Genomic DNA, 26,971 nt, shown 5'->3' with positions numbered 1-26,971 from the left:
CTCAGGCACGGGACCTCCTGGAGTGGCGGGGATCGAGGACGTCGCGCAGGCCGTCGCCGAGCAGGTTGAAGCCGAGTACCGTGGCCGCGATGGCCAGGCCCGGCCAGAACGCGAGCTGGGGCGCGGTGCCCAGGGAGGCCTGCGCCGACTGCAGCATCCGTCCCCAGGAGGGGTCCGGCGGGGCGGTGCCCAGGCCGAGGAAGGACAGGGCGGCCTCGGCGAGGACAGCCAGGGCGAAGGCCACCGTGGACTGGACGATGAGCAGGCCCATGATGTTCGGCAGCACGTGGCGCCAGGCGATGAGCACTCCCGGGACGTTCGAGACCCGGGCGGCGGAGATGTAGTCCTGGGTCATCACCTGCAGCGTGCCTGCGCGGGCGACGCGGGCGAAACCGGGGACGCCGGCGACGCCGATGGCGATCATCGCCGTGGTCGTCGAGGCCCCGAAGGCGGCGCCGGCGACGATGGCCAGCAGCAGGGCCGGGAAAGCCAGCAGGATGTCGGCGCCGCGCATGATCAGCGTCTCCGGCCAGCCGCGGGCCATGCCCGCCCAGACGCCGAGGACGGTGCCGGCGAGCGCGGAGATGCCCACCGCGACCACCCCGACGGCCAGCGTGATCCGCGCGCCCGCCATGATGCGGGAGAGGACGTCGCGCCCGTAGCGGTCGGTGCCCATCGGGTGCCCGGCGGAGGAGCCGAGGAGACGCTGCTCGGGGACGGCGTGGACCGGGTCGTAGGGGGTCCACGCCAACGACAGCGCCGCGGTGAGCACGACCAGGGCCACGATGGCCAGCCCGAGCCAGCCGGTCAGGGGGAGACGCTTCAGCCGGCTCATGCGGTCGCCCTCCCGCGCAGGCGCGGGTCGATGAGGCGGTAGAGCAGGTCGACGACCATCGTCACGGCCAGGGTGAACACCACCAGCAGCATGACGATGGTCTGGACGGTGGTCAGGTCGCGGTTGGCGACGGCGTCGAGAAGCATGGAGCCCAGGCCGGGCAGGACGAAGACCTGCTCGATGACGACCGCGCCGACGATGAGACTGCTCAGCTGCACGCCGATGACCGTGAGCACCGGAAGCGCCGCGTTGCGCAGGCCGTGGCGGCGCAGCGCCCGGGAACGGGACTGGCCGATCGCGCGGGCGGTGCGCAGGTAGTCCGCGCCCAGGACCTCCAGCACCGAGGAGCGCACGTAGCGGGTCAGGATCGAGGCCTGCACCAGCGTCAGGGCGATGACCGGGAGGATGAGCCGGGAGAGGAAGGCCCCGAAATCGACGCCGGGCGGCACCCAGCCGTTGGCCGGCAGCCAGCCGAACCGGATGGACACGACGGCGACGAGCAGGACGCCGGCGAGGAAGCTGGGGACGGCGATGCCGATCTGGCTCAGGGCGGAGATGACCTGGCCGTCGGGGTGGCGGGCGCGCCGGGCCGACCAGACGCCCAGCGGCACGGCGATGAGCAGGGAGAGCACCATGGCGCTGCCCGTGAGGATCAGGGAGACCTGGGCGCGGTCGAGCACCAGGGGGGTGATGTCCTGCCGGCTGGAAAGGGAGAGGCCGAAGTCGCCGGTGAGCAGTCCGCCCAGCCAGTCGAGGTACTGGACGGGCAGGGGGCGGTCCGTGCCCAGGCGGGCGGAGAGTTCGGCCACGGCCGCGTCGGTGGCGGTGACCCCGAGGGCGATGCGCGCCGGGTCACCGGGGACGATGCGCAGCAGCAGGAAGATCAGCACCGAGGCGGCGAGCAGGCTGAGGAGGAAACGCGCGCTCAGGCGCAGCAGGATCCGCATCTAGTCCTCCTTCCTGATGGGGGCCAGGGGCAGCGAGTCGACGACGATGTCCGCGTCGACGCCGGTGACCCCCGGCGCGGTGAGCACGATGTTGGGGGCGTTGACCAGGGTCAGCGCCCCAGCGTCCGCCATGATGCCATCGACGGCGGCGATCATGTGGCTGCGCTGCGCGGCCGGTCCCGGGGTGACGTCGGCGAGCCGGAGCTCCTCGCGGACCCGGGCGTCGTCGAAGCCGAGGTAGTAGTCGGGGTCGCCGAACAGGGCCGGGACGTCGCGCGGCTCCACGTGGGAGATCAGCGACATCTGGTAGTCCTTCGCGCCCATCACGTCGGCGAGCCAGACGGCCGGGAACTCCGCGGTCGTGAGCGTGACGTCGAAGCCGAGGTCGCGCAGCTGGGAGTAGAGCAGCTCGGCGGCGCTCTCGGCGTAGGGCAGGGAGGGGACGGTCAGTTCCACGCGGGGGCGGTTGTCGGGGGAGTAGCCGGCCTCGGCGAGCAGGGCCCGGGCCTTCCCCGGGTCGAAGGGGTAGTAGTCGCGCCCGGTGAACCAGGGGTCGCTGGGCGGGACGGGCGCGCCGCCGGTGTCGGTGGCCAGCCCCTCCCAGACGACCCGGTTGATCGCCTCCCGGTCGATTCCGTGGGCCACGGCCCGGCGCACCCGCGGATCGTCGAAGGGGGCGGCGTCGTTGTTCATGCTCAGCACGACCTCGCCGTTGGTGGTGCCGACCTGGACGGAGTACTCCTCGGGCAGGGTGTCGAGCAGTTCGGGCGCCTGCAGCGACCAGACGACGTCGACGTCGCCGGAGCGCAGGGCGTTGACGGAGCCGATCGCGTCGGAGAAGTAGCGGATGGCGGCGCCCTCCTGCACGGCCCCGCCCCAGTAGTCCGGGTTCGGCGCGAAGGAGATGGACTCGCCCACGGCGAAGTGGTCGAGGACATACGGCCCGGTCCCGATCGGTTCGCTCGCCCGCTTGTCGACGCCCGCGGGCGTCATCATCGCCCCCGTCGTCGTGCCCATCGACCACAGCCACCGGTTGGAGGGGGTCGACAGGGTGACCTCGAGGGTGTGGTCGTCGAGGACCCGGGTGGCGGCGACCGGGGCCATCCGGGACTTCAGCCCGTTGGTCCAGGCGGTGCGCACCTGCTCGATGGACCAGGCGGCCGTGTGCGCGGTGAAGGCGTCGCCGTTGGTGAAGGTCACCCCCTCCCGCAGGTGGAATGTGTGGACCAGGCCGTCGGGGGAGACTTCCCAGGAGGTGGCCAGGTGGGGGACCACCTCGCCGTCGGCGTCGATGCGCACGAGCGTCTCGTAGACGTTGCCCATCAGCGCCTGCGGGATGGCCGCGCCGCCCGTGGTGGTGAAGTCGAGGGAGGCCGGCGGGCCGACGGTGCCGACGACCAGACGGTCGCCGTCCCCGCCGTCGGGACGGCCCAGCTGCGTGGCCGTCGACCCCGCGGAACACGCCGCCAGGGAGGCCGCCAGGCTCGCCGTCGCCGCCCCCAGGGTGATCAGCCTTCGTATGGACATGCGTGAATAATATCGGGAGTCCGCCAAAGCCGGGTGATTAGATGCTCAGCTCCACCTCGGAGGGGAGCGGATCGCCGGGGCCGAACCCACCGTCGTGGACGCACTGGCGGAGGTAGGCGGCGAAGTCCCCGTGAATGGCGGAATTCCGGGGCCCGCGGGAGCTGGGTCTTAGCTGTTCGACCTGACTTTCATTCGGGCGTGCGGCACCGATCGTCAAGGGCGCCGTTCGGGGCGGGCGCCATCGGCCTCGGATCTGACCCGGGTCGGGTCAGAGACGGGAGCCGGCGATGTGACTGCTTCCCGCCTGCTCCGCCTTCGTCGCGCCGAATCTCAGTAAGCGCCAGAATGGCGGGCAATAATCTGGGCGAACGTTCAGGCCATACGTTTGTCAGAGGCCCCAGTCGCCGGGCGCGCCGGCCGTGTCCGCCGGGTCCAGCCCCCACGCCCTGCCCAGCAGTCGCATGCCGTGGACGGCCTCCTGACTGCCCGGCGCCTGGAAGGACACCATCAGCTCGTCGGCTGTGGCCAGCGCCGTGAACTTCTCGAGGTATTCGGCGGCGTCCTCGCCGGTGCCGACGCCGGTGAACTTGAGCATGTCGATGATCTGCCTGCCCGTCGGGGAGTCGACGACCTGGTCCACCTGCGCGTCGCTGAGGTGGTGGCCCTGGCGGTTGAGCATCGTGCGCACCCGGTTGCGGTGGACGATCCTGGTCTGCTCCTCGGCCTCCTCGCGGGTGTCGGCGGCGGTGACGTTGACCGCGGCGATGACGTAGGGTTCCGACAGCACCTCGGAGGGCTCGAAGTTCTCGCGGTAGTAGGTCGTCGCCTGCTGCAGGTGCGTCGGGGCGAAGTGCGAGGCGAAGGAGTAGGGCAGCCCCAGCTTTGCGGCCAGGCTCGCCCCGAACATCGAGGAACCCAGCACGTAGAGCGGGACATTGGTGCCCGCCCCCGGGACGGCCTGGACCCCGGCGACGCGGGAGTCGCCGGTCAAGTAGCCGTGCAGTTCCATGATGTCCTCGGGGAAGCGTTCGGCGGCGTTCGGGTCGCGACGCAGGGCGCGGCCCAGAGTGTTCATGTCGGTGCCGGGCGCGCGCCCGAGGCCCAGGTCGATGCGGTCCGGATAGAGCTCGGCCAGGGTGCCGAACTGCTCGGCGATGACGTAGGGGGAGTGGTTGGGCAGCATGACGCCGCCGGCGCCGAGGCGGATCCTCTCGGTCTTCGCCGCGATGTGCGCGATGAGCACGGCCGGGGCGGAGGAGGCGATCGTCGCCATGTTGTGGTGCTCGGAGTACCAGATGCGGGAATAGCCGAGCTCCTCCGCGGTCCGGGCGAGTTCGACGGAGCGTGACATGGACTCGCCGGCGGTCTCGCCCGGGTAGATGGTGCAGAAATCGATCACGGAGAGCGGTGTGCGGGATGCCATGAAGCGGTACCTTCCGGGGAAAACGTCGTCTTTCCTCCCACCCTACGGAAGGGGCCGGGGGCGTGGCCCGGGTGGGTGAGGTGGCCCGCCGAGGGGCGCGGCCCGGGCGGAGGGGCAACGGGCGAGGAGCCGTCAGAAGGAGACGGAATCCACCGTCACCAGACTCGTGTTGGAGGGGGAGGTCCGGGTCGAGGTCGTGGTGATGCTGGCCTTGTCGTAGAGGTAGCGGTCGTCCGAGGCCTCGATGGGGGTCCCGTCCGGGGTGAAGGCCCGGCGCCGGACGCGCAGCAGGGGTGTGCCGACCTCCACCCCGAGCAGGTCCGCGTCCGTCTGGTTGGCGGGAAGCGCGTCAATGATGCGGGTGGCCGAGTCGATCTGCACCCCGTTGTCACGGAGGTGCTGGTAGATCGAACCGGAATCCGTGTCGAACGTGAGCACGTGCGCGCCGAACTCGGGGGCGTAGTTGAGCCTCTCGACCATGGCCGGTTCCGAGTTCATCGTCCGGAGCCGGAGGACGGACACGATGAGGGCGTCGTCGGGCTGATCGAGCAGGAGGGCGAGGTGCGGATCCGCCTTCCGCTTCGTCACCCACTGGGTCACCTGCCCCGGTTCCACGCCGGAGGCCAGGCACCACTGGGTGAAGGAGATGTTGTCGTCGAACGGCTGGGTGGGGACCGTGTCCAGCACCCGGGTGCGCCGGCCCTGGCCGGAGGAGACGATCCCCTCCTGCCGCAGGACCGCGACCGCCTGGCGGACGGTGCCGCGGGCGGCGTCGAACTGCCGGCACAGCTCCGCCTCCGAGGGGAGCTCGTCCCCGGGGGCCAGCGCACCGTCCCTGATCTGCTGGCGCAGATGGGCGGCGATCTCTGTGTAGCGCTGACGCGGCGGCATGAGGCGGTTCCTTTCCACGGGCCCCAGGGGTCTGGGATATGGACAAGTGTATTTAAACGTGGACAAGATGGGGATGTTTTCGGGAAATTGCGGGGAAACTATTGGAGTGACTGGGCAATCTAGGCGACGTCCAGCCAAATTATCGGTTAACAACTCTTTAACTTGTCTAGGCAAGTCTTGTTCCCGGGTGGTCGAGTTGGGAAGATGGGGGCATGGATACCTCCCCAGACCTCATTGTCGTCGGCTCCGGAATCATCGGGCTGGCCACCGCCTTCCTCGCTCACGAGCAGGGACAGTCCGTCCACGTCATCGACGCGGCCGACCGCGTCGTCGGCTCCTCCGTCCAGAACTTCGGCCACGCCTGCTTTACCGCGCAGGCGGACGGCATTCAGGACGTCGCCGACGTGTCCCGCGCCGGGTGGCTGCGCGCCGCGGCGGCCGCCGGGTTCTGGGCGGCGACCTCCGGTACCTGGCTGCCGGCGGCGACGGAGGTGGAAATGCAGGTGCTGCGCGAATTCGCCGAGCATCGCGGGCCGGAGCGGGTCCGCCTGGTCGGGCGCGACGAGCTTGCCGACGCGCTCGGCAATCCCGGGCTCGAGGCCGTCGGTGGCGCGCACCTTCCGCGCGACATGCGCGTCGACCCCCGTGAGGCGGCCCCGGCGCTGGCGCGGTGGCTCGCCGACCGGGGTGTGAGATTCACCTGGAACACCCAGGTCCACTCCGCCGCCGACGGGATCGTCGAGACGACGCGCGGCCGATTCCGGGCGGGGCGGGTCGTCGTCTGTCCGGGTTTCAGCCTCATGCAGATCTTCCCGGACCTGGCGGAACGGCACCAGGTCCGGGTCTGCGACCTGGCGATGGCGCTCATCGAGCGTCCGGCGGCCGTCCGTCCCGAGGTGGCGGTCCTGACCGGCACGTCGATGGCGCGCTACGACGGCATCGCCGCCATGCCGAGCGTTCCCGCGCTCCGGCGGGAGCTCGCCGAGCGGGAGCCGGACCTGGTCGGCTGCATCGCCAACCTGATGGCCACCGGCAACGACCGGGGCCTGTTCATCGGTGACTCCCACGGCTACTCGCTGAGCCCGGAGCCCTTCGTGGACGCGGCGACGGCGGATCTCCTGCTGGGCAAGGGGGGTGCGCTCTTCGGCGTGGAAAGTCCCCGGGTGCTGGAAAGGTGGCAGGGGCGCTATGCGGACAGCCCGGTGACCAACCTTGTTCTTGAACAAGTCGATGAGCGGACCACCGTGGCGGTGGTCACCTCCGGCATCGGCATGACCTTGGCTTTTGGCGTCGCCGACGTGGCGCTCTCCCGGGAAACCGTGCCAGGTTTCTGATTTCGCAGGTTACCTCCCGGTTACTTGTACGTGAACACTTCCAACTCAACTAGACAAGTTTGGTCTAGGTGGGTCAAGATCGTCCTGTACCGCCCGTCGACCCGACCCCTCCCTCACCTCAGAAAGGCTCCCGACCATGACCACCCCCTCCCGCATCCTCGCCGCCGGCGCAGTGACCGCCCTCGCCTCCCTCGGACTCGCCGCCTGCGGATCCGCATCCGCAGGAGAGACCATCACCTTCGCCGCCGTCCCGGCGGAATCCTCGGCCACCCTCGAGCAGACCTTCGGCAACATCACCGAGCTCATCGAGCAGGAGACGGGCGTGACCGTCGAGTTCCAGAACGCGTCGGACTACGCGGCCGTCATCGAGGGCATGCGCGCCGGTCAGGTCGACGTGGGCTCCTTCGGCCCCTTCTCCTACGTCATCGCCAAGGACTCCGGCGTCGACATCGACCCCGTCGCCGCACCGACCAACGATCCGGGCGTCACTCCCGCGTACACGTCGCTGGCCTACGTCAGGCAGGACTCCGACATCCGTTCCCTCGAGGACCTCCCGGGCACGACCGTCTGCTTCGTCGACCAGGCGTCCACCTCCGGCTTCCTGGTGCCGATGAAGGGGCTCATGGACGTCGGCGTCGACATGGACGCCGACATCGAGCAAATCCTCGCGGGCGGCCACGACGCCTCCCTGCTCTCCCTGGATTCGGGCAGCTGTGACGTGGCCTTCGCGCACGACACCATGCTCACGACCCTGGAGGAGTCCGGCCAGATCGAACCGGGCGCGCTCCGAGCCGTGTGGGAGTCCGACCCGATCCCGGAGGACCCGATCACGGTGAACACGGGGTCCCTGAGCCCGGAGCTCGCCGAGCAGATCACCACCGTGATCCGCGAGAAGGCCAACAAGCCGGCGCTCGTCGAGGCCGGCATCTGCGAGTCGGAGGAGGACTGCGCCCTGCCGGAGGAGACCGAATGGGGCTACCTCGCCGTCGAGGACTCCGACTTCGACTCCATCCGCCAGCTCTGCGACGTCACCCAGGCGCAGGCCTGCGCCTCCGTCGGATAATCGGCGCCCGCCAGCCAACAAACAGGAATAAGGAACCCAGACATGACCGAACAGAACCGGCCCCCCGGCCCCGAGATGCAGCGCGAACTGGACTCCATCTACGCGGTGCAGATGGATGACGTCACCAAGGACTTCGGGGGAGGGGTCCGCGGCCTCGATGACGTGACCGTCGGATTCCGCACCGGCAAGATCACCGTCCTGCTCGGTCTCTCGGGCTCCGGCAAGTCCACGCTCCTGCGCCACATCAACGGGCTGGCGACCCCCACCTCGGGAAACATCCGGGTCCTGGGCCGCGACCTCACCGACCTCACACAGCCGCAGCTGCGCGATCTCCGCCGGGAGGTCGGCGTCATCTTCCAGGACTTCAACCTGGTCGGGCCGATGTCCGTGCTGGAGAACGTGTGCACCGGCCGCCTCGGTTCACTCCGGGGCCCGCGCCTGTCGCTGATGATGTACCCGAAGTCGGTGCGCCGGGAAGCCCTGGAGAAGCTCGACCGTGTCGGACTCGCGGACCGGGCGTTCCAGCGCGCCGACACCCTGTCCGGCGGACAGCAGCAGCGGGTGGCCATCGCCCGCGCGCTCATGCAGAACCCGCGCATCCTGCTGGCGGATGAGCCGGTGGCCTCACTCGACCCGGTTTCCGCCCAGGAGGTGATGAACCTGCTGCTGCAGATCTCCGCGGAGGACAACCTCACGGTCATCTCCTCCCTGCACCAGGTGCAGCTGGCGATCGACTTCGCCGAACGCATCATCGGCCTGCGCTCCGGGCGGATCGTCCTCGACGAGAACACCGCCAGCCTCACCGCCGAGGAGGCCTCGCGCATCTACTCCTCCGTCGCCGCGGCGGACACGGGGGAGCCGGCGTCGGCGGCTCTCGTGAGCGTCGAGGAGCGGCACCCGTGAGCACCATCGCCGTGGCACCGGCGCGGCAGGCCGACATGCCCGCCCGTCCAGCGCCGACCCTGAACTCCGTGGCGGCCGTCGCCGTGCTGCTGCTGCTCCTGGTGGGCGGCGTCTGGTCGCTCAACTCCCTCGGGATCAATCTCGCGACGATCGCCGATTCCCTCGACAACGCGGTCGACTTCGTGGGCCGGATGTTCCCCCTCGACTTCCCGCCGCCGGGTGAGACCGCCGCGCTGATCGCGGAGACGCTGGCCATCGTCTTCCTGGCCACGCTCCTGTCCGTTCTTCTCTCCCTTCCGTTGTCGCTGGCCGCGGCCGGCACCACCACCGGCGGACCGGGCGCCCAGGGCGCCGCCCGCGCGCTGATCGTCCTGGCCCGCGCCATCCCGGACCTCGTCCTCGCGATCGTGTTCATGCGCCTTTTCGGTCTGGGCGCCGCGGCCGGCATCCTCGCGATGGGCGTGCACTCGGTCGGCATGGTCGCCAAGCTCTACGCCGACGCCATCGAGGACCTCGACGACGGACCCCGCCAGGCGGTCGCATCCACCGGTTCCACGCGCCGGCAGCAGGTCTGGGTCGTCGTCCCGCAGCGGCTGATGCCCCAGATCATCGCCACGGCGCTGCACCGTTTCGACATCAACCTGCGCACGTCGGTGCTGCTGGGCTACGTCGGCGTCGGCGGCATCGGTCTGGCCATCTCCGAATCGCTGCGCGTGCTCAACTATCAGCGCGGCATGGCGCTGGCGCTGATCGTCCTGGTGCTGTGCATCGTGCTGGAGATCATCTCCGGTTCCATCCGCCAGGCGCTGCTGGGCGGCGCCGCGGGCGGGACCTGGGTCGACCGCCTGCTCAACCGGGGCCGTGCGCCGCGGGGCGACGATCTCCGTCTCAGCCCGCCCTGGACAGGCGAGCGCGTCGCCCGCTTCGCTTCCGGTGCACTCGTCCTGGCGCTGCTGGCCGCGGCGCTGTGGATCGTCGAGCTCGACTGGGTACGCCTGGCCGCCGGAATCGCCAACGTCCCGGCCACCACGGCCCTGTTCTTCCCGCCGTCGGCGGGAGGTGCCTGGCCCTCGCTCATCGAGGCCCTGATCGTCACCGTCCAGATCGCCCTGGCCGCCACCCTGATCGGCGCGGTCCTCGCGGTGCCGATCGGTGTGCTGGCCGCCCGCAACGTCGTCCGCGGCAGGTACGTGCACGGCTTCTTCCGCGGCCTGATCGTCGTCATCCGCGGCATCCCGGAACTCATCCTCGCGATCATCTTCGTCGTGATCAGCGGACTCGGCGGCGTCGCCGGCGCCCTGGCGCTGTCCGTCGGCGCGATCGGTCTGCTGTCCAAGCTCATCGCGGACTCCCTCGAGGAGACCGACACCGCGGTCCAGGACGCCCAGCGCGCCGCGGGCGCCACCGACGTGCAGGTCTTCTTCTCCGCCACGCTGCGCCAGGCCGCTCCGGCGTTCGTCGCCCACACGATGTACCTGCTCGACACCAACATCCGTTCCGCCACGCTGCTCGGCGTCGTCGGCGCGGGAGGCATCGGCTTCCTGCTGCTCAACGCTTCGCGCATCAACCAGTTTGACGTGGTGACGATGATTCTCATCCTCATGGTCGGTGTGGTCCTGCTCGTGGAGCTGGTCTCCATGTGGCTGCGCCGCACCGTCCGCTGACCCGCCACCCCAACCCCACGGAGGTTCAATCCCATGTACGCACTCGCCATCTTCGACATGGCCGGCACCACCATCGACGACCGCGACGAGGTCTACCGCGTCCTGCGCGAGGCCACCGAACGCGAGGGCGCGGTCTACACCGACGCCCAGTTCCAGGACTGGATGGGCACCGAGAAGAAATGGGCCATCCGCAACCTGCTCGAGATCGGCGGCGTCACCGTCACCGATGAGCTGGTCGAGAAGGCCTGGGCCTGGTTCCGCGCGGAGCTGCGCCGCACCTACACCGAGCACCCGCCGGTCGCCCTCGACGGGGTGGCGCAGGCCCTCGCCGAGCTCCGCGCCGGCGGCGTCCGGGTCGGGCTGACCACCGGCTTCTCCCGCGAGATCGCGGACCTCATCCTCGACTCGATGGGCTGGGGCGTGGGGCTCAACCTCGACGCCAGCGTCTCCGCCGACCAGGTCGAGGCCGGTCGCCCCGAACCGCACATGATCACGAGGGTGATGGCGGAACTCGGGGTCGGGGACCCGTCCCGGGTCATCAGCGTCGGCGACACCGCCGCCGACGTCCGTTCCGCCCAGGCCGCCGGCGTCACCTCCGTCGGCGTGCTCACCGGCCACCTCGGCCGCGCGGAGTTCGGCGAGCTCGGCGCCGACCACGTCCTCGAGTCGGCCGCCGACATCGCCACCCTGGTCACCGTCGGCGCGGAGGGCTGACCCGTGGCCCACGCATCAGCTCAGCTCTGGCTCGGCGGCGATCGTTTCCGCTCCGAGCAGGTGCCCCTCCCTGAGCTCAACGACGGTGAACTCCTCGTCGAGATCACCGCGGCCACGATCTGCGGTTCCGACCGACACACGGTCTCCGGCCGCCGACCCGGACCCCACCCGTCCATCCTCGGGCACGAGGGGACGGGACAGGTGTCGGCCAGCCGGCGCGCCGGGGTCCGGGTCGGCGACCGGGTCGTCTTCTCCGTGACCGACACCTGCGGCGAGTGCGCCCGCTGCCGCGCGGGGCTCAGCGCGAAATGCCTCGACGTCCGCAAGATCGGGCACGAGCTTTTCGACGGCGGCTGGCGGCTCAACGGGACCTACGCCACCCACCTGGTCGTGCGTCCCGGCCAGGCGGTCGCGACGGTTCCCGAGCACGTCGGGGACGCGGTCGCCGCGACCGCGGGCTGCGCCGTCGCCACGGTCATGGCCTGCCTGGAGGCGGCCGGCCCGCTGACGGGACGCACGGTCCTGGTCAACGGTCTGGGCATGCTGGGCGTGACCGCCGTCGCCGCCGCGAAGGTCGGGGGAGCGGGACACGTCATCGCCGTCGACCCGAACGAACGCTCCCGACTGCTTGTCGACGGACTCGCCGACGACGTCCTCGCACCGGGTCAGGCGCGGGGGCCCGTCGACGTCGCGATCGAGCTCTCCGGCGCCCGCCCGGGCGTCGAGGCGACGCTCGGGTCACTCGACATCGGCGGGACCGCGGTCCTGGCCGGGTCGGTCGCCCCGACCGAGCCGGTGGACCTCGACCCGGAGTGGCTGGTCCGTGGCTGGCGCACCGTCACCGGAGTGCACAACTACGAGCCCCGCCACCTGTCCGGCGCAGTCCGATTCCTCGGCGAGCACGGGAGTCTGCTGCCGTGGGAGGAGATCCTCGGGCGCAGGTACCCGCTCGAGAAACTGGCCGAGGCATTCCGAGCCGCACCGGACGGCCTCCGGGAGGTCGTCGACATCCGGCTGGGCTGACCCCGCCCGAAGTCCGCCACCCGCCGGGGGAGGGGACGCCCGATTCACTCCGCGACGTGACAGGCGGCACCGCGGCTGTGACAATGGGGCGCGACCTGCACCCGAGAAGTGAAGGGAACTTCACCCCATGGCCCACCAGAGCCAGCCAGAGTCCATGAGTCCACGCAGCAAAGAGGACTATGAGAGACGGCCCCCGGGGAGGAGGCGGGTGGGCATTCAGTCCGATCCCGTCATCATGTTCGGGGCCGCCGGGTTCATCGCCGCCTTCGTTCTCATCACGATCATCCTCGGATCGACGGCGCAGGAGTTTTTCGCCGACATCGCCTCCGGCCTCAACCGGAACCTCGCCTGGCTGTACATCGGCGGCGTCTCCGGAATCTTCCTCTTCCTCATCGCCGTGTTCGTGTCCCGCTTCGGCAATCTCCGGCTGGGCGACGACGACGACCGGCCGGACTATCCGCTCATGGTCTGGTTCGGGATGCTCTTCGCGGCCGGCATGGGCGCGACCCTGATGTTCTGGGGCGCGGCGGAGCCGCTGCACCACTCCTACAACCCGCCCCAGGGAGACCTGGCTCCGATGTCTCAGGAGGCGATCGAGCAGGGCTTCGCCTACGCCTTCTACCACCTGACCATCCACATGTGGGTGGTCTTCACGCTCCCGGGACTGGCGCTCGGGTATTTCATCTACAAGCGCAAGCTGCCGCCGCGCCTGTCCAGCGTCTTCGCCCCGCTGCTGGGCGGACAGATCTACCGCTGGCCGGGCAAACTCATCGACGTCCTCTCCATCATCGGCACGACCTTCGGCATCGCCGTCTCCGTCGGGCTGGGGGTCCTGCAGATCAACGCCGGGCTCAACATCGTCTGGGGCGTGCCCCTGGTCGGGTGGGTCGAGCTGCTGATCATCCTGCTCATCACCGTGGTCGCGTCGGTCTCGGTGGCGAGCGGCCTGGATCGGGGCATCAAGATCCTCTCCAACCTCAACATCGGGCTGGCCGTCGCACTGATCGTGTTCATCCTCGCCACCGGCCCGACGCTGAGGCTGCTCAACCACACCGTCGAGAGCGTCGGTATCTTCGCCGGCGCCCTGCCGGAGCTGATGTTCTGGACCGACTCTTTCGCCGAAAACCCCGGCTGGCTCGGCAGCTGGACCGTCTTCTACTGGGCCTGGACCATCTGCTGGTCGCCCTTCGTCGGCATGTTCATCGCCCGCATCTCGCGCGGCCGCACCGTCCGCGAGTTCATCGGAGGGGTCCTGGCCCTGCCGTCCATCTTCAGCATGATCTGGATCGCGATCATGGGCCGCACGGGCATCGAGATCGAACTCGCCGACCCCGGCAGCATGACCGGCCCGGTCATCGAAGACGGGCGGACGGAGGCGGCGCTGTTCACGCTGCTGGACAACCTTCCGTTGACCGCCGTCGTCGCGCCGCTGGCGGTGCTGATCATCGTCGTCTTCTTCATCACCTCGATCGATTCCGCGGCCATGGTCATGGACATGTTCGCCACCGGCGAGGAGAACACGACCCCGACCTACTACCGGGTGACCTACGCCGTCGGCATCGGCGCGGTGACTGCGGCGCTGCTCATCATCTCCCCGGAGACCGGCATCGCGACGCTACAGGAGGTGGCCATCATCATGGGTCTGCCCTTCCTGCTCGCCCAGTTCATCATGATGTTCGCCCTGGTGCGGGGGATGAACGCTGACGCCCAGGCGGCCGACCGGATCCGGACCCGCCAGTGGGAGCGGACCGATTCCCCGGAGAAGCTCGAGGAGCATGACGCCCGGCCGGCGCCCGGCTACTCCGAGGAGGGTGAGCCGCTCCCGCAGCCGGTGCTGGAGTACGACGCCGAGGGCACCATCGTCATCCCGGGCGACGTGGTCGTCGGCGGGGATTTCGGGGTGGTCGGCGAGGTGGTCGACCGGGACCGGGACGGGGACTGGCCGCAGCGCAGTGTGCGCGTCGTCGAGCAACGCGCCCCGCAGGCCCGGCAGCCTTAGAACGCCGATGCCCCTGTCACCGGAACTCGGTGACAGGGGCTTCGTCATGCGGGGGAGCCTAGGCGCGGGCGGGCTCGGTGGCTGCCGGCGCCTCCTCCGCGGCGATGCCGGTGGCACGCGGGTAGGTGCGCGCCGGGGTGGCCAGGTCGATGACGACGCCGATGATCGTGGCGACGACGGTCGGCAGCGCCCAGCCGAGGGAGGCGTCCTGCATCGGGGCCCAGGAGATGAGCGGCTCGATGGCGGCGGCGCCCCAGCCCAGGGAGTGCAGCGTGGCCAGCAGGGACCACACGACCGCGGTCCACACACCCAGGATGTAGGTCCAGCGCATGTAGCGGGCACGGCCGAAGATCGGGACGATCAGGGTGATGATGGTCAGCGCGATGGCCGGCGGGTAGATGAAGCCGATGACCGGGGCGGCGATGGACAGGACGGTGTTCAGTCCCATGGTGGCCATGCCGAAGGAGGTGACCGCGAAGATGACGGCCCAGGTCTTGTAGGAGACGCCCGGGGCCAGGGTGGTGAAGAACTCCGAGGTGGCGGTGATCAGGCCGACGGCGGTGGTCAGGCAGGCCAGCAGCACGATGAGGGCGAAGATGACCAGGCCGATCTGACCGCCGAGCAGGTCGCCGGCGGCGTCGGTCAGGATGGTCGCGCCGTTGTCGTAGCTCGCGCCGTCGGCGGTCCGGGTGCCGATCACGCCCAGGCCGACGTAGATGACGGCGAGCAGGAGGCCGGCGCCGACGCCGGCCAGGATGGTGTAGCGCACCAGCGGCTTGCCCTCGGAGACGCCGTTGTAGCGGAAGGTGGCGATGACCACGATGCCGAAGGCCAGGGCGGCGATGGCGTCCATGGTCAGGTAGCCCTCGACCAGGCCGGTGGCCATCGGGTTGCTCTCGTAGCCGCCGGTGGGGGCGGTGTCCTGGGTGTCGTAGCCGAAGAGGGCCGCGCCGATGAGGACGGCGAGCAGGACGACCAGGGCCGGGGTGAGCCAGCGGCCCAGGGTGGCGACGACGGTGCTCGGGTTCCACGACAGCAGCAGCGCAACGCCGAAGAAGATGAAGTTGAAGACGCCCGAGGCGAGCAGACCGTCGGCACCCGTCAGCGGGGTGATGGCGGTCTCGAAGGAGACCGCGCCGGTACGCGGCAGGGCGTAGAAGGCGCCGATGGAGAGGTAGGCCAGGATCGGGAACACCAGGCCGAACACGCCGCCGGCACGGGAGGCCAGGTCGCGGACGTTGTTGCCGGACAGGGCGATGGCGATGATGGCCATGACCGGAAGCAGCACGCCGGCGCCGAGGAAGCCGAGGATGGCGGGCCAGAAGCTGGTGCCGGCCTGGACGCCGAGCATCGGCGGGAAGATGAGGTTGCCGGCTCCGAAGAACATGGAGAACAACATCAGCGTGGTCGCCACGAGGATGGAGATGTGCGACTTCGGCTGCGTGTACGCAGGGGAGGAGGACATTGGCGCGGGTGCCTTTCGGGTGTGGGTGAACTGCGCCTCACGCTACCCGGGTGCTCTGCAGTGAGAAAGTCATCCCATCAGGCGGGCAACGGCCGCCAGGGGGATGTTCACCCACTCGGGCCGGTGGTCGGCCTCGTAGACCACCTCGTAGAGGGCCTTGTCCAGGATGTACGCGTCGAGCACCGCGTCACGCTCTATTCCGTAGCCCACCAAGAAGGCCTCGGTCGCCTCCTCCGCCCAGCCCTCCGGAGCCCCCTCGCCGAAGTTCGCCGCGTAGTCGAGGGAACGGATCATGCCGGCGACGTCGCGCAGCGGGGAATCCGCCAGGCGACGGTGCTCCAGCGAGCGGGCGGGTTCGCCCTCGAAGTCGATGAGCACGTAATCCTCGGCGGTGCGCAGCACCTGGCCCAGGTGCAGGTCGCCGTGGATGCGCTGGACCTCCCCCTCGGGCAGCCCGGCGTAGAGGTCATGAGCCTGCGGGACGACCCCGGCGACGTCCCCGTTGCGGGCGGCGAGCTCCTCAGCGTGCCGCTGCAGGGAGACGCCGAGGTCCGCGGTCGTGGTCGGGAAGGCCAGCTTCAGCGCGTCGTGGACGTGGCGGGTGGCCCGCCCTAGCAGGCGTGCCTCCTGGGCGAAGGACTCACCCCGGGCCGCGTAGTCCAGGGCCAGTTCCCAGCCGTCGCGGCCCTCGAGCACGAGGTCCTGGATCATGGCCAGGGTGTACTCTTCTCCCTCGATCTCGCGGGTGACCCAGCCGTGCACCTTCGCCACGTTGGGGCAGTGGCCGATTTCGCTGAGCAGTTCGACATCGGGGTTCAGCCCCGGCTCCAGCCGCCGGAAGGCCTTGACCAGCACGCTGCCGGTGACCAGCGAGGTGTTGGACTGCTCGCCCTCGACCTTCCGGGCGGCGTGGCCCACCGGGGCGTCGCCGTGCAGCGTGCCGACCGCCCCCTCGACGATCGCCTGGACGTAGGACACCGCGCCGGAGGTGCCCAGGATGTCCTCGCCGTCCTCGTCGACGACCACCTGGTAGAGGTCGGTGACCCCGCCGTGGGTGACGGCGAGGATTTCCAGGGTGCCGTTGCGCAGGGGATGGGAGTCAATGAGCTCGACGGCGTCGATGGGTTCGGACTTGGCGCCGTAGAACCGGGCGTCGGCAAGCATGGCTTTGCGGTCAGTCATTTTCTTCCTCCACGGTCAATTCGAGCCACAGGAATCCGTGCGGCGACAGGGTGTAGGTGGTCGGACGGTCATCGAGCATCGGGAAGTACTCGCCGCCGGTCAGCTCTCGGGGACGGATGCCGGCGAACTCGGACAGATCAAGCTGCACCGCCTGCGGGCGCGGGGAGAAGTTGTTGATGCACAGGATAGTCTCGTTCTTGTATTCGCGCAGGAAGGTCAGCACGGTCTGGTTCTCGCTGTCGAGCTCGCGGTAGGTGCCGCGGCCGAACGCCCGGGACTGCTTGCGCACGTGAACGTGCTGACGGATCCATTTCAGCAGCGAGTTCGTCCCCTTCATCTGCGCTTCGACGTTGCGGGAGGAGTAACCGTACTGGTCGTTCTGGATCGGCGGCAGGTACAGGCGCTCCGGGTCGGCCCGGGAGAAACCGCCGTTGCGGTCCGCCGTCCACTGCATCGGGGTGCGCACGCCGTCGCGGTCGGAGAGCCAGATGTTGTCGCCCATGCCGATCTCGTCGCCGTAGTAGAGGACCGGGGAACCCGGCAGGGACAGCAGGAGGCCGGTGAGCAGGTGAATCTTGGAGCGGTCATTGTCCAGCAGCGGGGCCAGGCGACGGCGGATGCCGACGTTGGCCTTCATCCGGGGGTCCTTGGCGTAGCTGGCGTACATGTAGTCGCGCTCGTCGTCGCTGACCATCTCGAGGGTGAGTTCGTCATGGTTGCGCAGGAAGATCCCCCACTGCGCCGTCTTCGGGATGTCCGGGGTCTGCGCCATGATCTCGGAGACCGGCGTCCGCGACTGCTGGTGCACGCCCATGAAGATGCGCGGCATCACCGGGAAGTGGAAGGCCATGTGCGCCTCGTCGCCCTTGTCCTTGTCCCCGAAGTAGTCGACGACCTCCTCCGGCATCTGGTTCGCCTCCGCCAGCAGCACGCGGCCCGGGTACTCCTTGTCGATGACCCGACGCACATTCTTGAGGAACGCGTGCGTCTCCGGCAGGTTCTCGCCGTTGGTGCCGTCGCGCTCGAAGAGGTAGGGAACCGCGTCCATGCGGAAGCCGTCCAGGCCGAGATCCAGCCAGAAGCGCATGACGTCCAGCATCGCCTCCTGGACCGCCGGGTTGTCGTAGTTGAGATCCGGCTGATGGGAGAAGAAACGGTGCCAGAAGTACTGCTTGCGCACCGGGTCCCAGGTCCAGTTCGACTCCTCGGTGTCGATGAAGATGATGCGGGCCTCGGAGTAGCGGGTCGGGTCGTCGCCCCACACGTAGAAGTCGCCGTAGGGCCCCTCCGGGTCGTGCCGCGACTCCTGGAACCAGGCGTGCTGGTCGCTGGTGTGGTTCATGACCAGGTCGGTGATGACGCGGATGCCGCGCCGGTGGGCCGCGTCCATGAGCTCGACGAAATCGTCGACCGTGCCGAACTCCGGCAGAATCTCGCGGAAATTGCGGATGTCGTACCCGCCGTCCTTGAGCGGCGAATCATAGAACGGCGGCAGCCAGATGCAGTCGATGCCCAGCCACTGCAGGTAATCCAGCTTCTGGGTCACGCCCTTGAGCGTGCCGGAACCGGTGTTGTCCGGGTCGTAGAAGGCGCGGACCAGGACCTCGTAGAACACGGCGTCCTTGTACCAGTCGTGGTCCGGGCGCTCCCATGGGTTGTCTCCCGGGGCGGGCGCCGGGGTGTCGTAGTCCTGGGACTCGTGCTCGACGATGAAGCCCGCGGCGTCGGTCTGCGCGCGCGGCGGCTCGAGCAGGGTGTCCTGGGAATTGGCAACGTCCAGTGGTTCAGCAGTCATGGCCACCAGGGTAGGCAAGTTCCGGTGGGGTTGCCGGGGGCTTCCGGCCTTTGCCCGGGTTCTTTCAGGTGCTTTTCCGCTGCCCGTGCGGTCGGGGAGCACCCCCTGCGTGAGGGGCGCCGCTTATCGACGCCCCGACGGCGATCCCCTCAGGCAGGGGGCGCCCCGGCCCGCGACGGGGCTACCTGCCCAGCTCCTCGAAGGCCGTCGCGATGCGGCTGATCGCCTCCGCCAGAATTTCCTCGGAGGTGGCGAAGTTGAGGCGGGCGTGGTGGGCGCCGCCCGGGCCGAAGGAGGTGCCCTCGTTGAGCGCGACGCGGGCGTGCCTGCGCAGCCAGGCCGCCGGGCGCTCCTCCCCGGCGATGGCTGTGTCCGAGAAATCGAGCCACATCAGGTAGGTCGCGGCCGGGCGGGTGGCCCTGAGACCCGGGACGGCCTTCTCCAGCTCGTCGGCGACCCAGTCGCGGGTGCGGCGCAGGTGCGCCACCTGCGCGTCCAGCGTCTCGCCGCCGCGGCTGTAGCAGGCCTCCGCGGCGAAGACGCCGAGGGTGCCGGTGCCGTCCTTGGCCACGCCGGTCAGGCTGTTCCAGACGGCCACGTCCTCCTCGTTGGTGAGGATGACCTGCGCGCACTTGAGGCCGGCGATGTTCCAGGCCTTGGAGGTGGCGGTGACGGTGAAACACACCTTCGCCGCGACCGGGCCCAGCGACGCCGGCGGGATGTGCCTGCCCTCGAAGACGATGGGGGCGTGGATCTCGTCGACGATGAGGCGGGCGTCGTACCTGTCGGCCAGGTCGATGAGGGCGCGCAGCGTCGGCTCGTCGTAGAGGTAGCCGAGCGGGTTGTTCGGCGCCGCCAGCAGCAGCGCCCCCGCTCCGGCCTTGAACCCGGCCTCCACCTCGTCGAGGTCGAGGCCGCCCTCGGCGGAGATGTCGACGCGCCGGCGCCCGGCCGTCTCCGGCAGCTCCAGGAACGGCGGGTAGGTCGGGACCGGCACCAGCACCGGGGAGTCGGGGCGGGTGAAGTACTGCAGGCCCAGCAGCATGCCGCGGATGACGTCGCCGATGGTGCGGATGTTGGCGGGGTCCGGGCGCCACCCGAAGCGCTCCTGGTAGAAGTCGGCCAGGGCCTCGGGCAGTCCGCTGGAGCCCGGGGTGTAGCCGAAGGCCTCGTTGTCGACGGCGTCCCTGATGGCCTTCTTCACGTGCGGATCGGTGGGGAAGTCACTCTCCGCGATCCACAGGGGCAGGACGTCGTCGTCGTAGACGGTCCACTTGCGGGTCTGGCGTGCCTTCAGTTCCTCGAGACTCGGAAATTCCATGAGTGTCAGAGTACCCACCGGCCGTGAGCGCACCGCTACCGCGCCTCGTCCTCCGCCTCGTCGTAGTCCTCATCCGTCAGCCCGGCGTCGCCGACGAAGCCCCACTGCTTGAGGCGTTCGCGGTCGGCCTTGGAGGTGGACTCGGTCAGCGCCAGCAGCTGTGAATAGATTCCGCCGGAGGTGGCGAGCTCGGCGGGGGAGCCGATCTCGTCCACCTGACCCTGATCCAGGGTGATGATGGTGTCCACGTCGGCGATCGTCGACAGGCGGTGGGCGATGATCAGCGTCGTCCGGTCCTTCATCAACTCGTCGAGCCCGGCCTGGACCAGGCGCTCGGAGCGGTTGTCGAGGGCGCTGGTCGCCTCGTCGAGGACCAGCACCGGGGCGTCCTTGAGCATGGCGCGGGCGACGGCGACGCGCTGCTTCTGGCCGCCGGACAGGCGCAGGCCGCGCTCGCCGACGACAGTGTCGTAGCCCTCGGGGAAGGCCATGATGAAGTCGTGGGCGTTGGCGCGCCGGGCGACGGCCTCGATCTCGGGCTGCGTGGCGTCGGGCTTGCCGTAGGCGATGTTCTCGCGGATGGTGCCGGAGAAGAGGAAGGGCTCCTGGAACACCACGCCGACCGAGGACCGCAGCTGTTCGGCGGAGAGCCCGGCGGTGTCGCGGCCGCACAGGGAGAGCCTGCCCTCGGAGAGGCGGTACAGGCCCAGCAGCAGGTTGACGATGGTGGACTTGCCGCCGCCGGACTCGCCGACCAGGGCGATGCGTTCGCCCTCGTGAGCGGTGAAGGAGACGTCGCTGAGGACGGGTTTGCCCCGCTCGTAGGCGAAGGTCACGTCCTCGAGCTCAATGACGGGCGCGCCCGGCGCCGGCTGCAGTGGCGCGGTGACGCCCAGGTCGAGGTCGGGCATGCCGGAGCCGGAGGTGGCCTCGATGAGCTGGTGGTTGGCGGTGGGCTCGGGGACCTCCTCGAGGACCTCGAAGTAGTCGCGGGAGCCGGCGATGGCGCGCTGGGCCGCGTCGACGGCGAAGCTCATCATGAACACCGGCTGCTTGGCCATGTTGACCAGGGTCAGCAGCATGACCATGTCGCCGAGGGTGAAACGGCCGTTGAGGGTCTGGAAGAAGAGCAGCAGATAGATCAGGAAGAAGATGACGTTCATCGCGCCCTGGCGCAGCGTGTCCATGCGGTGCCACCACGAGGACTGCGGCCGGGTGATCTCCACGGTTTTCGCGTAGCGGCCGCCGAAGGTCGCCAGCTCGCGGATTTCGGAGGTGAAGGACTTGACCACCTTGACCTGGCCGACGGTCTCGGAGAAGCGGCCCCCGGCGAGGTCGATCTGCTCGTTCTTGCGGCGCTCGAGTTTCTGCCAGCGCTTCGAGGTCAGCGCCGTCAGCCACATGTAGATGGGGAAGAGCAGGGCCAGCAGGATCGTCAGCGGCCAGTAGTAGAACGTGGTGATGACCAGGATCGCCACGGTCTGGATGATCATCGGCAGGAAGTTGTTCGAGATCGACTGCAGGAACTGCGTCACACCGGTGATGGAGCGGTCCAGGCGCGCGATGATCGTGCCGGTGACCTGGCCGTCGAAGTAGGACTGCGGCAGGGAGAGCAGCTTGGCGTAGTAGCGCGTCGAGAGGATCTGGCGCAGGCGCGCGCCCATGACGTCGCCGAAGTAGCCGCCGACGTTGCTGAGCACCGAGTGGGTCAGGTCAGCGGCGAGCAGGCCCAGCGCGAGCAGGACGATGGTGCGGGTCGCGGCCGCCGCGGCCGTCTCGCCCTGCAGCGTGGCGACGATGGTGTCGGTCGCCTCCCGCAGGATGAAGGGGCTGACCAGCCCGAGCACGGCGCTGACCGTCGCGGTCAGGAAGATGGCGGTGTACAGCGGCGCCAGCGCGGAGGTGCTGCGCAGGATGCGGACCAGTGACGACACGGGCGGTGGTTTCCTCACGTGGGGGTGGTGGACAAGAGAATGGTGATCGTAGCAACCTCGGCCCAGTCCCGCGCATACGATCGGGGAGACTAGACTGCCACCCATTGTTGTTGCCCCCGTGCGTTCCTAGAAAGGCAAGCCAGTGCGCCACCTGACTGTCGCTCGACCGGCCATTGCCGCGGCCCTCTCCGCCTCCGCCCTGCTGCTCGTGGCCTGTGGCTCGGACAACGGCGCGTCGACCCAGCTGACGCCGACGGAGTCGCTGGAAGTGAGCCCGACGACGAATAACCCGGCTCCGGAGACCCGTGAGGTGGCGCCCAAGGAGGTGCCGCGCTCGGAGTTCCGGGAGCCGGTGGTGGACGAGGGGCTCAACGTCGAGTACCACTTCCAGGGGACCACGCTGGGCGATTACGGCGGGACCGTCGTCTCGGTGGCGGTGACCAACCTCAACGACGTGCCGCTGCCGCCGCAGGAACTGGCCACCCCCACCCTGCGCTACAACGCCGGCGGCGGGGACATGGAGGAGGCGTCGACGCTGCAGGTCGAGGTCCCGGCGGGCTCGCCGCCGGTGCAGGTGCCGCTGGATCTTCCGCTCGGCGCGGGGGCGACCACCAACCTGCACTTCACCTACGACGTCTCGCGCGGCAACCTGTGGGACGCGGAGTTCCGGATCGGCAACGTTATTTTTGCCGGGGACCTCATCATCTAGGGTCGTAGACATGACTGAACTCGTGGTTCTCGCTGACGACAAGGGACTGCCCGCCGGCACCGCCGACAAGGCGACCATTCACACCGCCGAGACGCCGCTGCACTTCGCGTTCTCGGCCTACTTGCTTGACGACGCCGGACGCGTCCTCCTCTCCCGCCGCGCCCTGGGCAAGCGCACCTGGCCGGGGGTGTGGACCAACTCCTACTGCGGCCACCCGGGCCCGGGCGAGTCCAACGAGGCGGCCGTCGTGCGCCGCGGCCTCGAGGAGATGGGTATCCCGGCGGCCGCGCTTGGCGAGGTCGAGACGGTGCTGCCGGAGTTCCGCTACCGGGCGGTGGACTCCTCCGGGATCGTGGAGAACGAGATCTGCCCGGTCTTCGTCGTGCGGATCTCGGATCCGGCGCTGCTGGATCCGAACCCCCAGGAGATCGACTCCCACGACTGGGCCACGCCGCAGCAGCTTTTCGACGCCGTCGACGCGACCCCCTTCGCCTTCAGCCCCTGGCTGGTCGAGGAGCTGGCCGATCCGCGTCTGCGCGAGCGCCTGCTGCAGGGGTAGGAAAGGCCACTGCCGGGGATGCGTGTAATTACACGACCCCGGAGTTGGTGCTTACCGTGTAATTGCACAGTAGGCCCGGGCTCGGGGTGCGTGATATTGCAGGACGCCCCGACCGAACCGCGGCGCCCTACACGTCCTTCATCGTGCCCCGGATGTAGCCGAGCGGATCCACCGCCGGTGAGGTCTCCCCGGTGGCCAGACGTACCCGCAGCGCCTGTTTGCCCTCGTGGTACTGCGGGAAGCCCGGCTCACCCGTGGTGGCGAAATTGACCAGCCAGTCGTGGATGGGCGACTCGATGACCCCGAAGAGGGGACGGATGTCGCGGGAGTGCAGCGCCGGCTGATCCGCTTCGCCGGTGAACTCCACCATCCACAGCGGGCCCGGGGTGTGGTCGGCGATCTGCAGCACCCAGCGGCGGGTGTTGACGTCACCGACCAGCCGGCCCGCCACGTGCTTCGGGTCGATGGCCCGGGCGCCCCGAAGCCAGGCGCCGACCTTCTTGGTGCCCATGAGCCGGCCCATGACGCGCACGCCGAGGACGCCCAGGCCCATCCGGTCCAGCTTCTCGGCGGCGGGCATCGTGTAGAACTCGTCGGCGGTCGAGCTCACCACGATCGGGACGTCGGCCTGTTGACCCGGGTCCAGCGGGTAGGGGCCCAGCGCCATGCCCAGGCCCAGCCAGAAACGGAAGCGCCCGTAGCCGCGGTCCAGCCGCTTCGGGTTGCGCCGCGCCCAGCGGTGCAGGTGGTCGCGGGTGATGGGCAGGCCCGTGGTCTGGCGCAGGAGCCATTTGCGCTTCTCGAAGGAGTTGCGCGGGAAGCTGGGGGACAGGGCCACGACGCGTCGAAAAGCGCCGCGGTAGTGGTCCCGGCGGGTCAGCCACATCGCCGTCGACGCGCCCGCCGACTGTCCCACCAGCGTGACGTTGGTGGGGTCCCCGCCGAAGGCCTCGATGTTCTCCTGCACCCACTCCAGGCCGAGGAGGCAGTCGTCGATGCCGCGGTAGTGGGTCGGCGCGTCGTCGTGGAAACGGACGAAACCGGGAAGCTTCGTGCGGTAGCCGATCTGGACGGTGATGATGCCGTGGGCGGCGTTGGGGCCGCCGTCGGCGCGCGGGTCGGTGTGCGAGCCCTTCTCGTAGCGGCCGCCGTGGATGTAGACGATGACCGGCAGATCGGCGAGGGGTTGCGCGCCCGAGGGCGTGGTCACCGAGAGTGCGATGGCCTCGGGCCGCGGCGCGGTCGCGTCGATGACCTGGCCGCCCGGGCGTGGGGCGGCGTCGTCGAAGGGGCCGCCGATGAGGGAGTACTCGATGGAGTGGAAGCGGTGGGTCTGTCCGTCGTCGAGTCCGGTGACGGCGCCGGCCGGGCAGTCGACGGTGACGGGGCGCAGGGGGCGCGGGGCAACGGTGTTCACGAGACTGAGCATAACGGCGTGTCGGACGCGACAGCTAGCATGTTCCCCATGAATCCTTTCCTGACTGAGTCGACCCTGCCGTACGGCCTCCCGGACTTCGCCGCCCTCCGCCTCGAGCACGTGGCCCCCGCCGTCACCGAGGGGATTGCCCGGCAGAACGCCGAAATCGCCGCCATCCTCGCGGAGACTCAGCCGACCTGGGAGAACACCGTCGAGGCCCTGGAGCGCTCCGGCGCGGTGCTCGACCGTGCCACCGCCTGGTTCTTCAACCTGCAGGGCACCGACGTCGACGAGGGCTTCGAGGAGGTCGCCGAGGAGATCGTGCCGGCCCTCTCCGCGCACGCGGACGCGATCTACCAGAACCCCGGGCTCTACGCCCGGCTGCAGGCCGTCGAGGTGCCCGCGGACGAGGAGTCCCGCCGCCTCCACGAGCACCTCCTGCGTGCTTTCCGCCGCCGCGGCGCCGACCTCGGCGAGGCAGACAAGGCCCGCCTCTCCGAGATCAACCAGCGCCTGTCCGTCCTGAGCGAGCAGTTCGGCCGCACCCTGCTGACCCACACCCGGGAACTGGCCGTCAGGTTCGACACCGTCGCCGAGCTTGAGGGCCTGCCGCAGTCCCAGATCAACGCCGCCCGCCAGCTGGGCATCGACACCGGCACCGGCGGCTACGTCATCGCCATCGAGCTGCCCAGCGTCCAGTCCCGGCAGGAGAGCCTGCGCTCGGCCAAGGCCCGCCGCCGCCTCTACGAGGCCTCCCAGCTGCGCGGGCGCGGCGCCAACGAGGAGAATCTCCTTGAGCAGGTCCGCCTGCGCGCGGAGAAGGCGCGCCTGCTCGGCTACGACACCCACGCCGACTACGTCATCGAGGAGGAGACCGCGGGCACCCCGGAGGCCGCCGCCAACCTGCTGCGCGATCTGGCCCCGGCCGCCAGCGCCAACGCCGCCGCCGAACGCAAGCTTGCCGGCGAACTCGCCGGCGGAGAGGTCGACGGCGCCGACTGGCCCTACTGGCAGGCGCGCCGGGCGGAGGAGGAGCTCGACGTCGACACCGCCGAGCTGGCCGCGTACTTCCCCCTCGACCGCGTCCTCGTCGACGGCGTCTTCCACGCCGCCCACCTGCTCTACGGGATCACGGTCGAGCGTCGCGAGGATCTGAAGGCCTATCGGGAGGACGTCCACGTCTGGGAGGTTTTCGACTCCCCCGACAACGGGGGACAGGGACTGGGTCTGCTCCTGACCGACTACTCCGCCCGCCCGACCAAGCGCGGCGGAGCGTGGATGTCCACCTTCCGGCAGCAGTCGAGGCTGACCGGCTCCCGCCCCGTGGTCGTCAACGTCATGAGCATCACCATGCCCACCGACGGCTCCCAGCCGCTGCTGAGTGTCGATGAGGTAACCACCCTCTTCCACGAGTTCGGCCACGCCCTGCACGGCCTGCTCTCCGACGTGCGCTACCCGCGCTTCTCCGGCACCAACGTCCCGCGCGACTGGGTCGAGTTCCCCTCCCAGATCAACGAGAATTGGGCCTTCGAGCCCGAGGTCGTGCGTCACTACGCCCGCCACGTCGAGACCGGGGAGGTCATCCCCGAGGAACTTCTCGACGCGGTGCGTGACCTGCGCCAGTTCGGTCAGGGCTTCGCCACCGCCGAGTATCTCGCCGCCGCCATCATCGACCTGGCCTGGCACCGCCTCAGCCCGGCCCAGGCCGCCGCGGTCAGCGACGTCGACGCCTTCGAGGCCGAGGCGTTGCGGGAGGCCGGCCTGGTCGTCGAGGAGCTCGCTCCGCGCTACCGTTCCGCGTACTTCAACCACATCTTCGGCGGCGGTTACTCCGCCGGCTACTACTCCTATCTGTGGGCCGAGGCCCTCGACGCCGACGGCTTCGATTGGTTCAGCGGCCAGGACGACAAGCGCGCCGCCGGCCAGCGCTTCCGCGAGCTCATCCTCGCCACCGGGGCCTCGCGCGACTACGGCGACGCCTTCGCGACGCTGCGCGGCCGCGACAAGGACGTGCGTCCGCTGCTGGAGCGCCGCGGTCTGGTCGGCGCGGACGTGCGATGAGCTGGGTGACGGCGATCGGGGACTGGATCGCCCAGCACCTGACCGCCGCGCCGCTGTGGGTGCAGGTCCCGCTGGTGCTGGTGGTGTTGGTGGGCATGGCCGCCGTCATCGCCTGGGTCCTGCTGTGGCTCCTGGACGAGGGCTGGGCCTGGCTGCGCCGCCAGTTCTCCGACCAGGGGTGACCGGGGTTTCGGTCCCGCCGCCG

Annotated in this window: 22 protein-coding genes; 11 read left to right on the top strand and 11 right to left on the bottom strand. The window is 69.6% G+C overall.

What is annotated here, in order from left to right:
• Position 1: 1 nt before the first annotated feature.
• The 5 genes from CGUA_RS10105 to CGUA_RS10085 form a co-directional block, all read right to left on the bottom strand.
• On the bottom strand, positions 2 to 835 hold the full coding sequence (locus CGUA_RS10105) for an ABC transporter permease (RefSeq protein WP_290195306.1): 834 nt from the start codon (positions 833 to 835) through the stop codon (positions 2 to 4).
• Positions 832 to 1,782 (bottom strand): ABC transporter permease, encoded by a 951-nt coding sequence (locus CGUA_RS10100; RefSeq protein ID WP_290195304.1) that lies wholly within the window; start codon positions 1,780 to 1,782, stop codon positions 832 to 834. The genes CGUA_RS10105 and CGUA_RS10100 overlap by 4 nt, the downstream gene beginning before the upstream one ends.
• Positions 1,783 to 3,309 carry an ABC transporter substrate-binding protein gene (locus tag CGUA_RS10095; protein WP_290195301.1) on the bottom strand — a complete coding sequence of 509 codons (1,527 nt, stop codon included), beginning with the start codon at positions 3,307 to 3,309 and terminating at the stop codon, positions 1,783 to 1,785.
• Positions 3,310 to 3,697: 388 nt separating this feature from the next.
• Positions 3,698 to 4,732: an LLM class flavin-dependent oxidoreductase gene (locus CGUA_RS10090; protein ID WP_290195300.1), complete on the bottom strand. Its 1,035-nt coding sequence runs from the start codon at positions 4,730 to 4,732 to the stop codon at positions 3,698 to 3,700.
• Between the two features lie 132 nt (positions 4,733 to 4,864).
• Complete coding sequence (locus tag CGUA_RS10085) at positions 4,865 to 5,623, bottom strand: GntR family transcriptional regulator (RefSeq protein ID WP_290195297.1); 759 nt, start codon at positions 5,621 to 5,623, stop codon at positions 4,865 to 4,867.
• A 212-nt stretch (positions 5,624 to 5,835) separates the two neighbouring features.
• Between CGUA_RS10085 and CGUA_RS10080 the strand changes: the two genes are divergently transcribed.
• The 7 genes from CGUA_RS10080 to CGUA_RS10050 all read left to right on the top strand — a co-directional run bounded on the left by CGUA_RS10080 (position 5,836) and on the right by CGUA_RS10050 (position 14,323).
• Positions 5,836 to 6,957: a TIGR03364 family FAD-dependent oxidoreductase gene (locus CGUA_RS10080; protein WP_290195294.1), complete on the top strand. Its 1,122-nt coding sequence runs from the start codon at positions 5,836 to 5,838 to the stop codon at positions 6,955 to 6,957.
• A 136-nt stretch (positions 6,958 to 7,093) separates the two neighbouring features.
• Positions 7,094 to 8,020: a phosphate/phosphite/phosphonate ABC transporter substrate-binding protein gene (locus CGUA_RS10075; RefSeq protein WP_290195292.1), complete on the top strand. Its 927-nt coding sequence runs from the start codon at positions 7,094 to 7,096 to the stop codon at positions 8,018 to 8,020.
• 42 nt (positions 8,021 to 8,062) lie between these two features.
• The gene (phnC, locus tag CGUA_RS10070) at positions 8,063 to 8,923 is read left to right on the top strand and encodes a phosphonate ABC transporter ATP-binding protein (RefSeq protein ID WP_290195290.1); all 861 of its coding nucleotides are present in this window, start codon (positions 8,063 to 8,065) and stop codon (positions 8,921 to 8,923) included.
• A gap of 35 nt (positions 8,924 to 8,958) precedes the next feature.
• The gene (gene phnE, locus CGUA_RS10065) at positions 8,959 to 10,587 is read left to right on the top strand and encodes a phosphonate ABC transporter, permease protein PhnE (RefSeq protein WP_290198370.1); all 1,629 of its coding nucleotides are present in this window, start codon (positions 8,959 to 8,961) and stop codon (positions 10,585 to 10,587) included.
• A gap of 33 nt (positions 10,588 to 10,620) precedes the next feature.
• Complete coding sequence (locus CGUA_RS10060) at positions 10,621 to 11,301, top strand: HAD family hydrolase (RefSeq protein WP_290195288.1); 681 nt, start codon at positions 10,621 to 10,623, stop codon at positions 11,299 to 11,301.
• 3 nt (positions 11,302 to 11,304) lie between these two features.
• A complete protein-coding gene (locus CGUA_RS10055) occupies positions 11,305 to 12,324 on the top strand; it encodes a zinc-binding dehydrogenase (RefSeq protein WP_290195286.1) in 1,020 nt (339 codons plus the stop codon).
• Positions 12,325 to 12,478: 154 nt separating this feature from the next.
• Positions 12,479 to 14,323, top strand: a complete 1,845-nt coding sequence (locus tag CGUA_RS10050; RefSeq protein ID WP_290195284.1) for a BCCT family transporter — start codon at positions 12,479 to 12,481, stop codon at positions 14,321 to 14,323.
• Positions 14,324 to 14,381: 58 nt separating this feature from the next.
• Here the strand turns inward: CGUA_RS10050 and brnQ are convergent, their stop codons facing one another.
• From brnQ to CGUA_RS10025, 5 genes are all read right to left on the bottom strand, one after another.
• Positions 14,382 to 15,788, bottom strand: a complete 1,407-nt coding sequence (brnQ, locus tag CGUA_RS10045) for a branched-chain amino acid transport system II carrier protein (RefSeq protein WP_290195282.1) — start codon at positions 15,786 to 15,788, stop codon at positions 14,382 to 14,384.
• 69 nt (positions 15,789 to 15,857) lie between these two features.
• Positions 15,858 to 16,970 (bottom strand): phosphotransferase, encoded by a 1,113-nt coding sequence (locus CGUA_RS10040; protein WP_290195280.1) that lies wholly within the window; start codon positions 16,968 to 16,970, stop codon positions 15,858 to 15,860.
• Complete coding sequence (gene treS / locus CGUA_RS10035) at positions 16,963 to 18,765, bottom strand: maltose alpha-D-glucosyltransferase (RefSeq protein WP_290195277.1); 1,803 nt, start codon at positions 18,763 to 18,765, stop codon at positions 16,963 to 16,965. Before treS ends, CGUA_RS10040 begins: the two co-directional genes overlap by 8 nt.
• Positions 18,766 to 18,946: 181 nt before the next feature.
• Positions 18,947 to 20,086, bottom strand: a complete 1,140-nt coding sequence (locus tag CGUA_RS10030) for a MalY/PatB family protein (RefSeq protein WP_290195275.1) — start codon at positions 20,084 to 20,086, stop codon at positions 18,947 to 18,949.
• 35 nt (positions 20,087 to 20,121) lie between these two features.
• Positions 20,122 to 22,020: an ABC transporter ATP-binding protein gene (locus CGUA_RS10025; protein WP_290195272.1), complete on the bottom strand. Its 1,899-nt coding sequence runs from the start codon at positions 22,018 to 22,020 to the stop codon at positions 20,122 to 20,124.
• Positions 22,021 to 22,162: 142 nt separating this feature from the next.
• Between CGUA_RS10025 and CGUA_RS10020 the strand changes: the two genes are divergently transcribed.
• A complete protein-coding gene (locus tag CGUA_RS10020; RefSeq protein ID WP_290195270.1) occupies positions 22,163 to 22,729 on the top strand; it encodes a hypothetical protein in 567 nt (188 codons plus the stop codon).
• A 10-nt stretch (positions 22,730 to 22,739) separates the two neighbouring features.
• Positions 22,740 to 23,288, top strand: a complete 549-nt coding sequence (gene idi, locus CGUA_RS10015; RefSeq protein WP_290195268.1) for an isopentenyl-diphosphate Delta-isomerase — start codon at positions 22,740 to 22,742, stop codon at positions 23,286 to 23,288.
• Positions 23,289 to 23,415: 127 nt separating this feature from the next.
• Here the strand turns inward: idi and CGUA_RS10010 are convergent, their stop codons facing one another.
• Positions 23,416 to 24,705 (bottom strand): carboxylesterase family protein, encoded by a 1,290-nt coding sequence (locus CGUA_RS10010; RefSeq protein ID WP_290195265.1) that lies wholly within the window; start codon positions 24,703 to 24,705, stop codon positions 23,416 to 23,418.
• Between the two features lie 48 nt (positions 24,706 to 24,753).
• On the opposite strand from CGUA_RS10010, the gene CGUA_RS10005 reads away from it, so the two are divergent.
• A complete protein-coding gene (locus tag CGUA_RS10005; RefSeq protein WP_374725042.1) occupies positions 24,754 to 26,766 on the top strand; it encodes a M3 family metallopeptidase in 2,013 nt (670 codons plus the stop codon).
• Positions 26,763 to 26,948 carry a hypothetical protein gene (locus CGUA_RS10000; protein ID WP_290195263.1) on the top strand — a complete coding sequence of 62 codons (186 nt, stop codon included), beginning with the start codon at positions 26,763 to 26,765 and terminating at the stop codon, positions 26,946 to 26,948. The genes CGUA_RS10005 and CGUA_RS10000 overlap by 4 nt, the downstream gene beginning before the upstream one ends.
• Positions 26,949 to 26,971: the final 23 nt, after the last annotated feature.

It is taken from the genome of Corynebacterium guangdongense (assembly GCF_030408915.1).
Classification (GTDB): Bacteria; Actinomycetota; Actinomycetes; order Mycobacteriales; family Mycobacteriaceae; genus Corynebacterium; species Corynebacterium guangdongense.
This window is presented reverse-complemented; position numbering and strand designations above follow the sequence as displayed.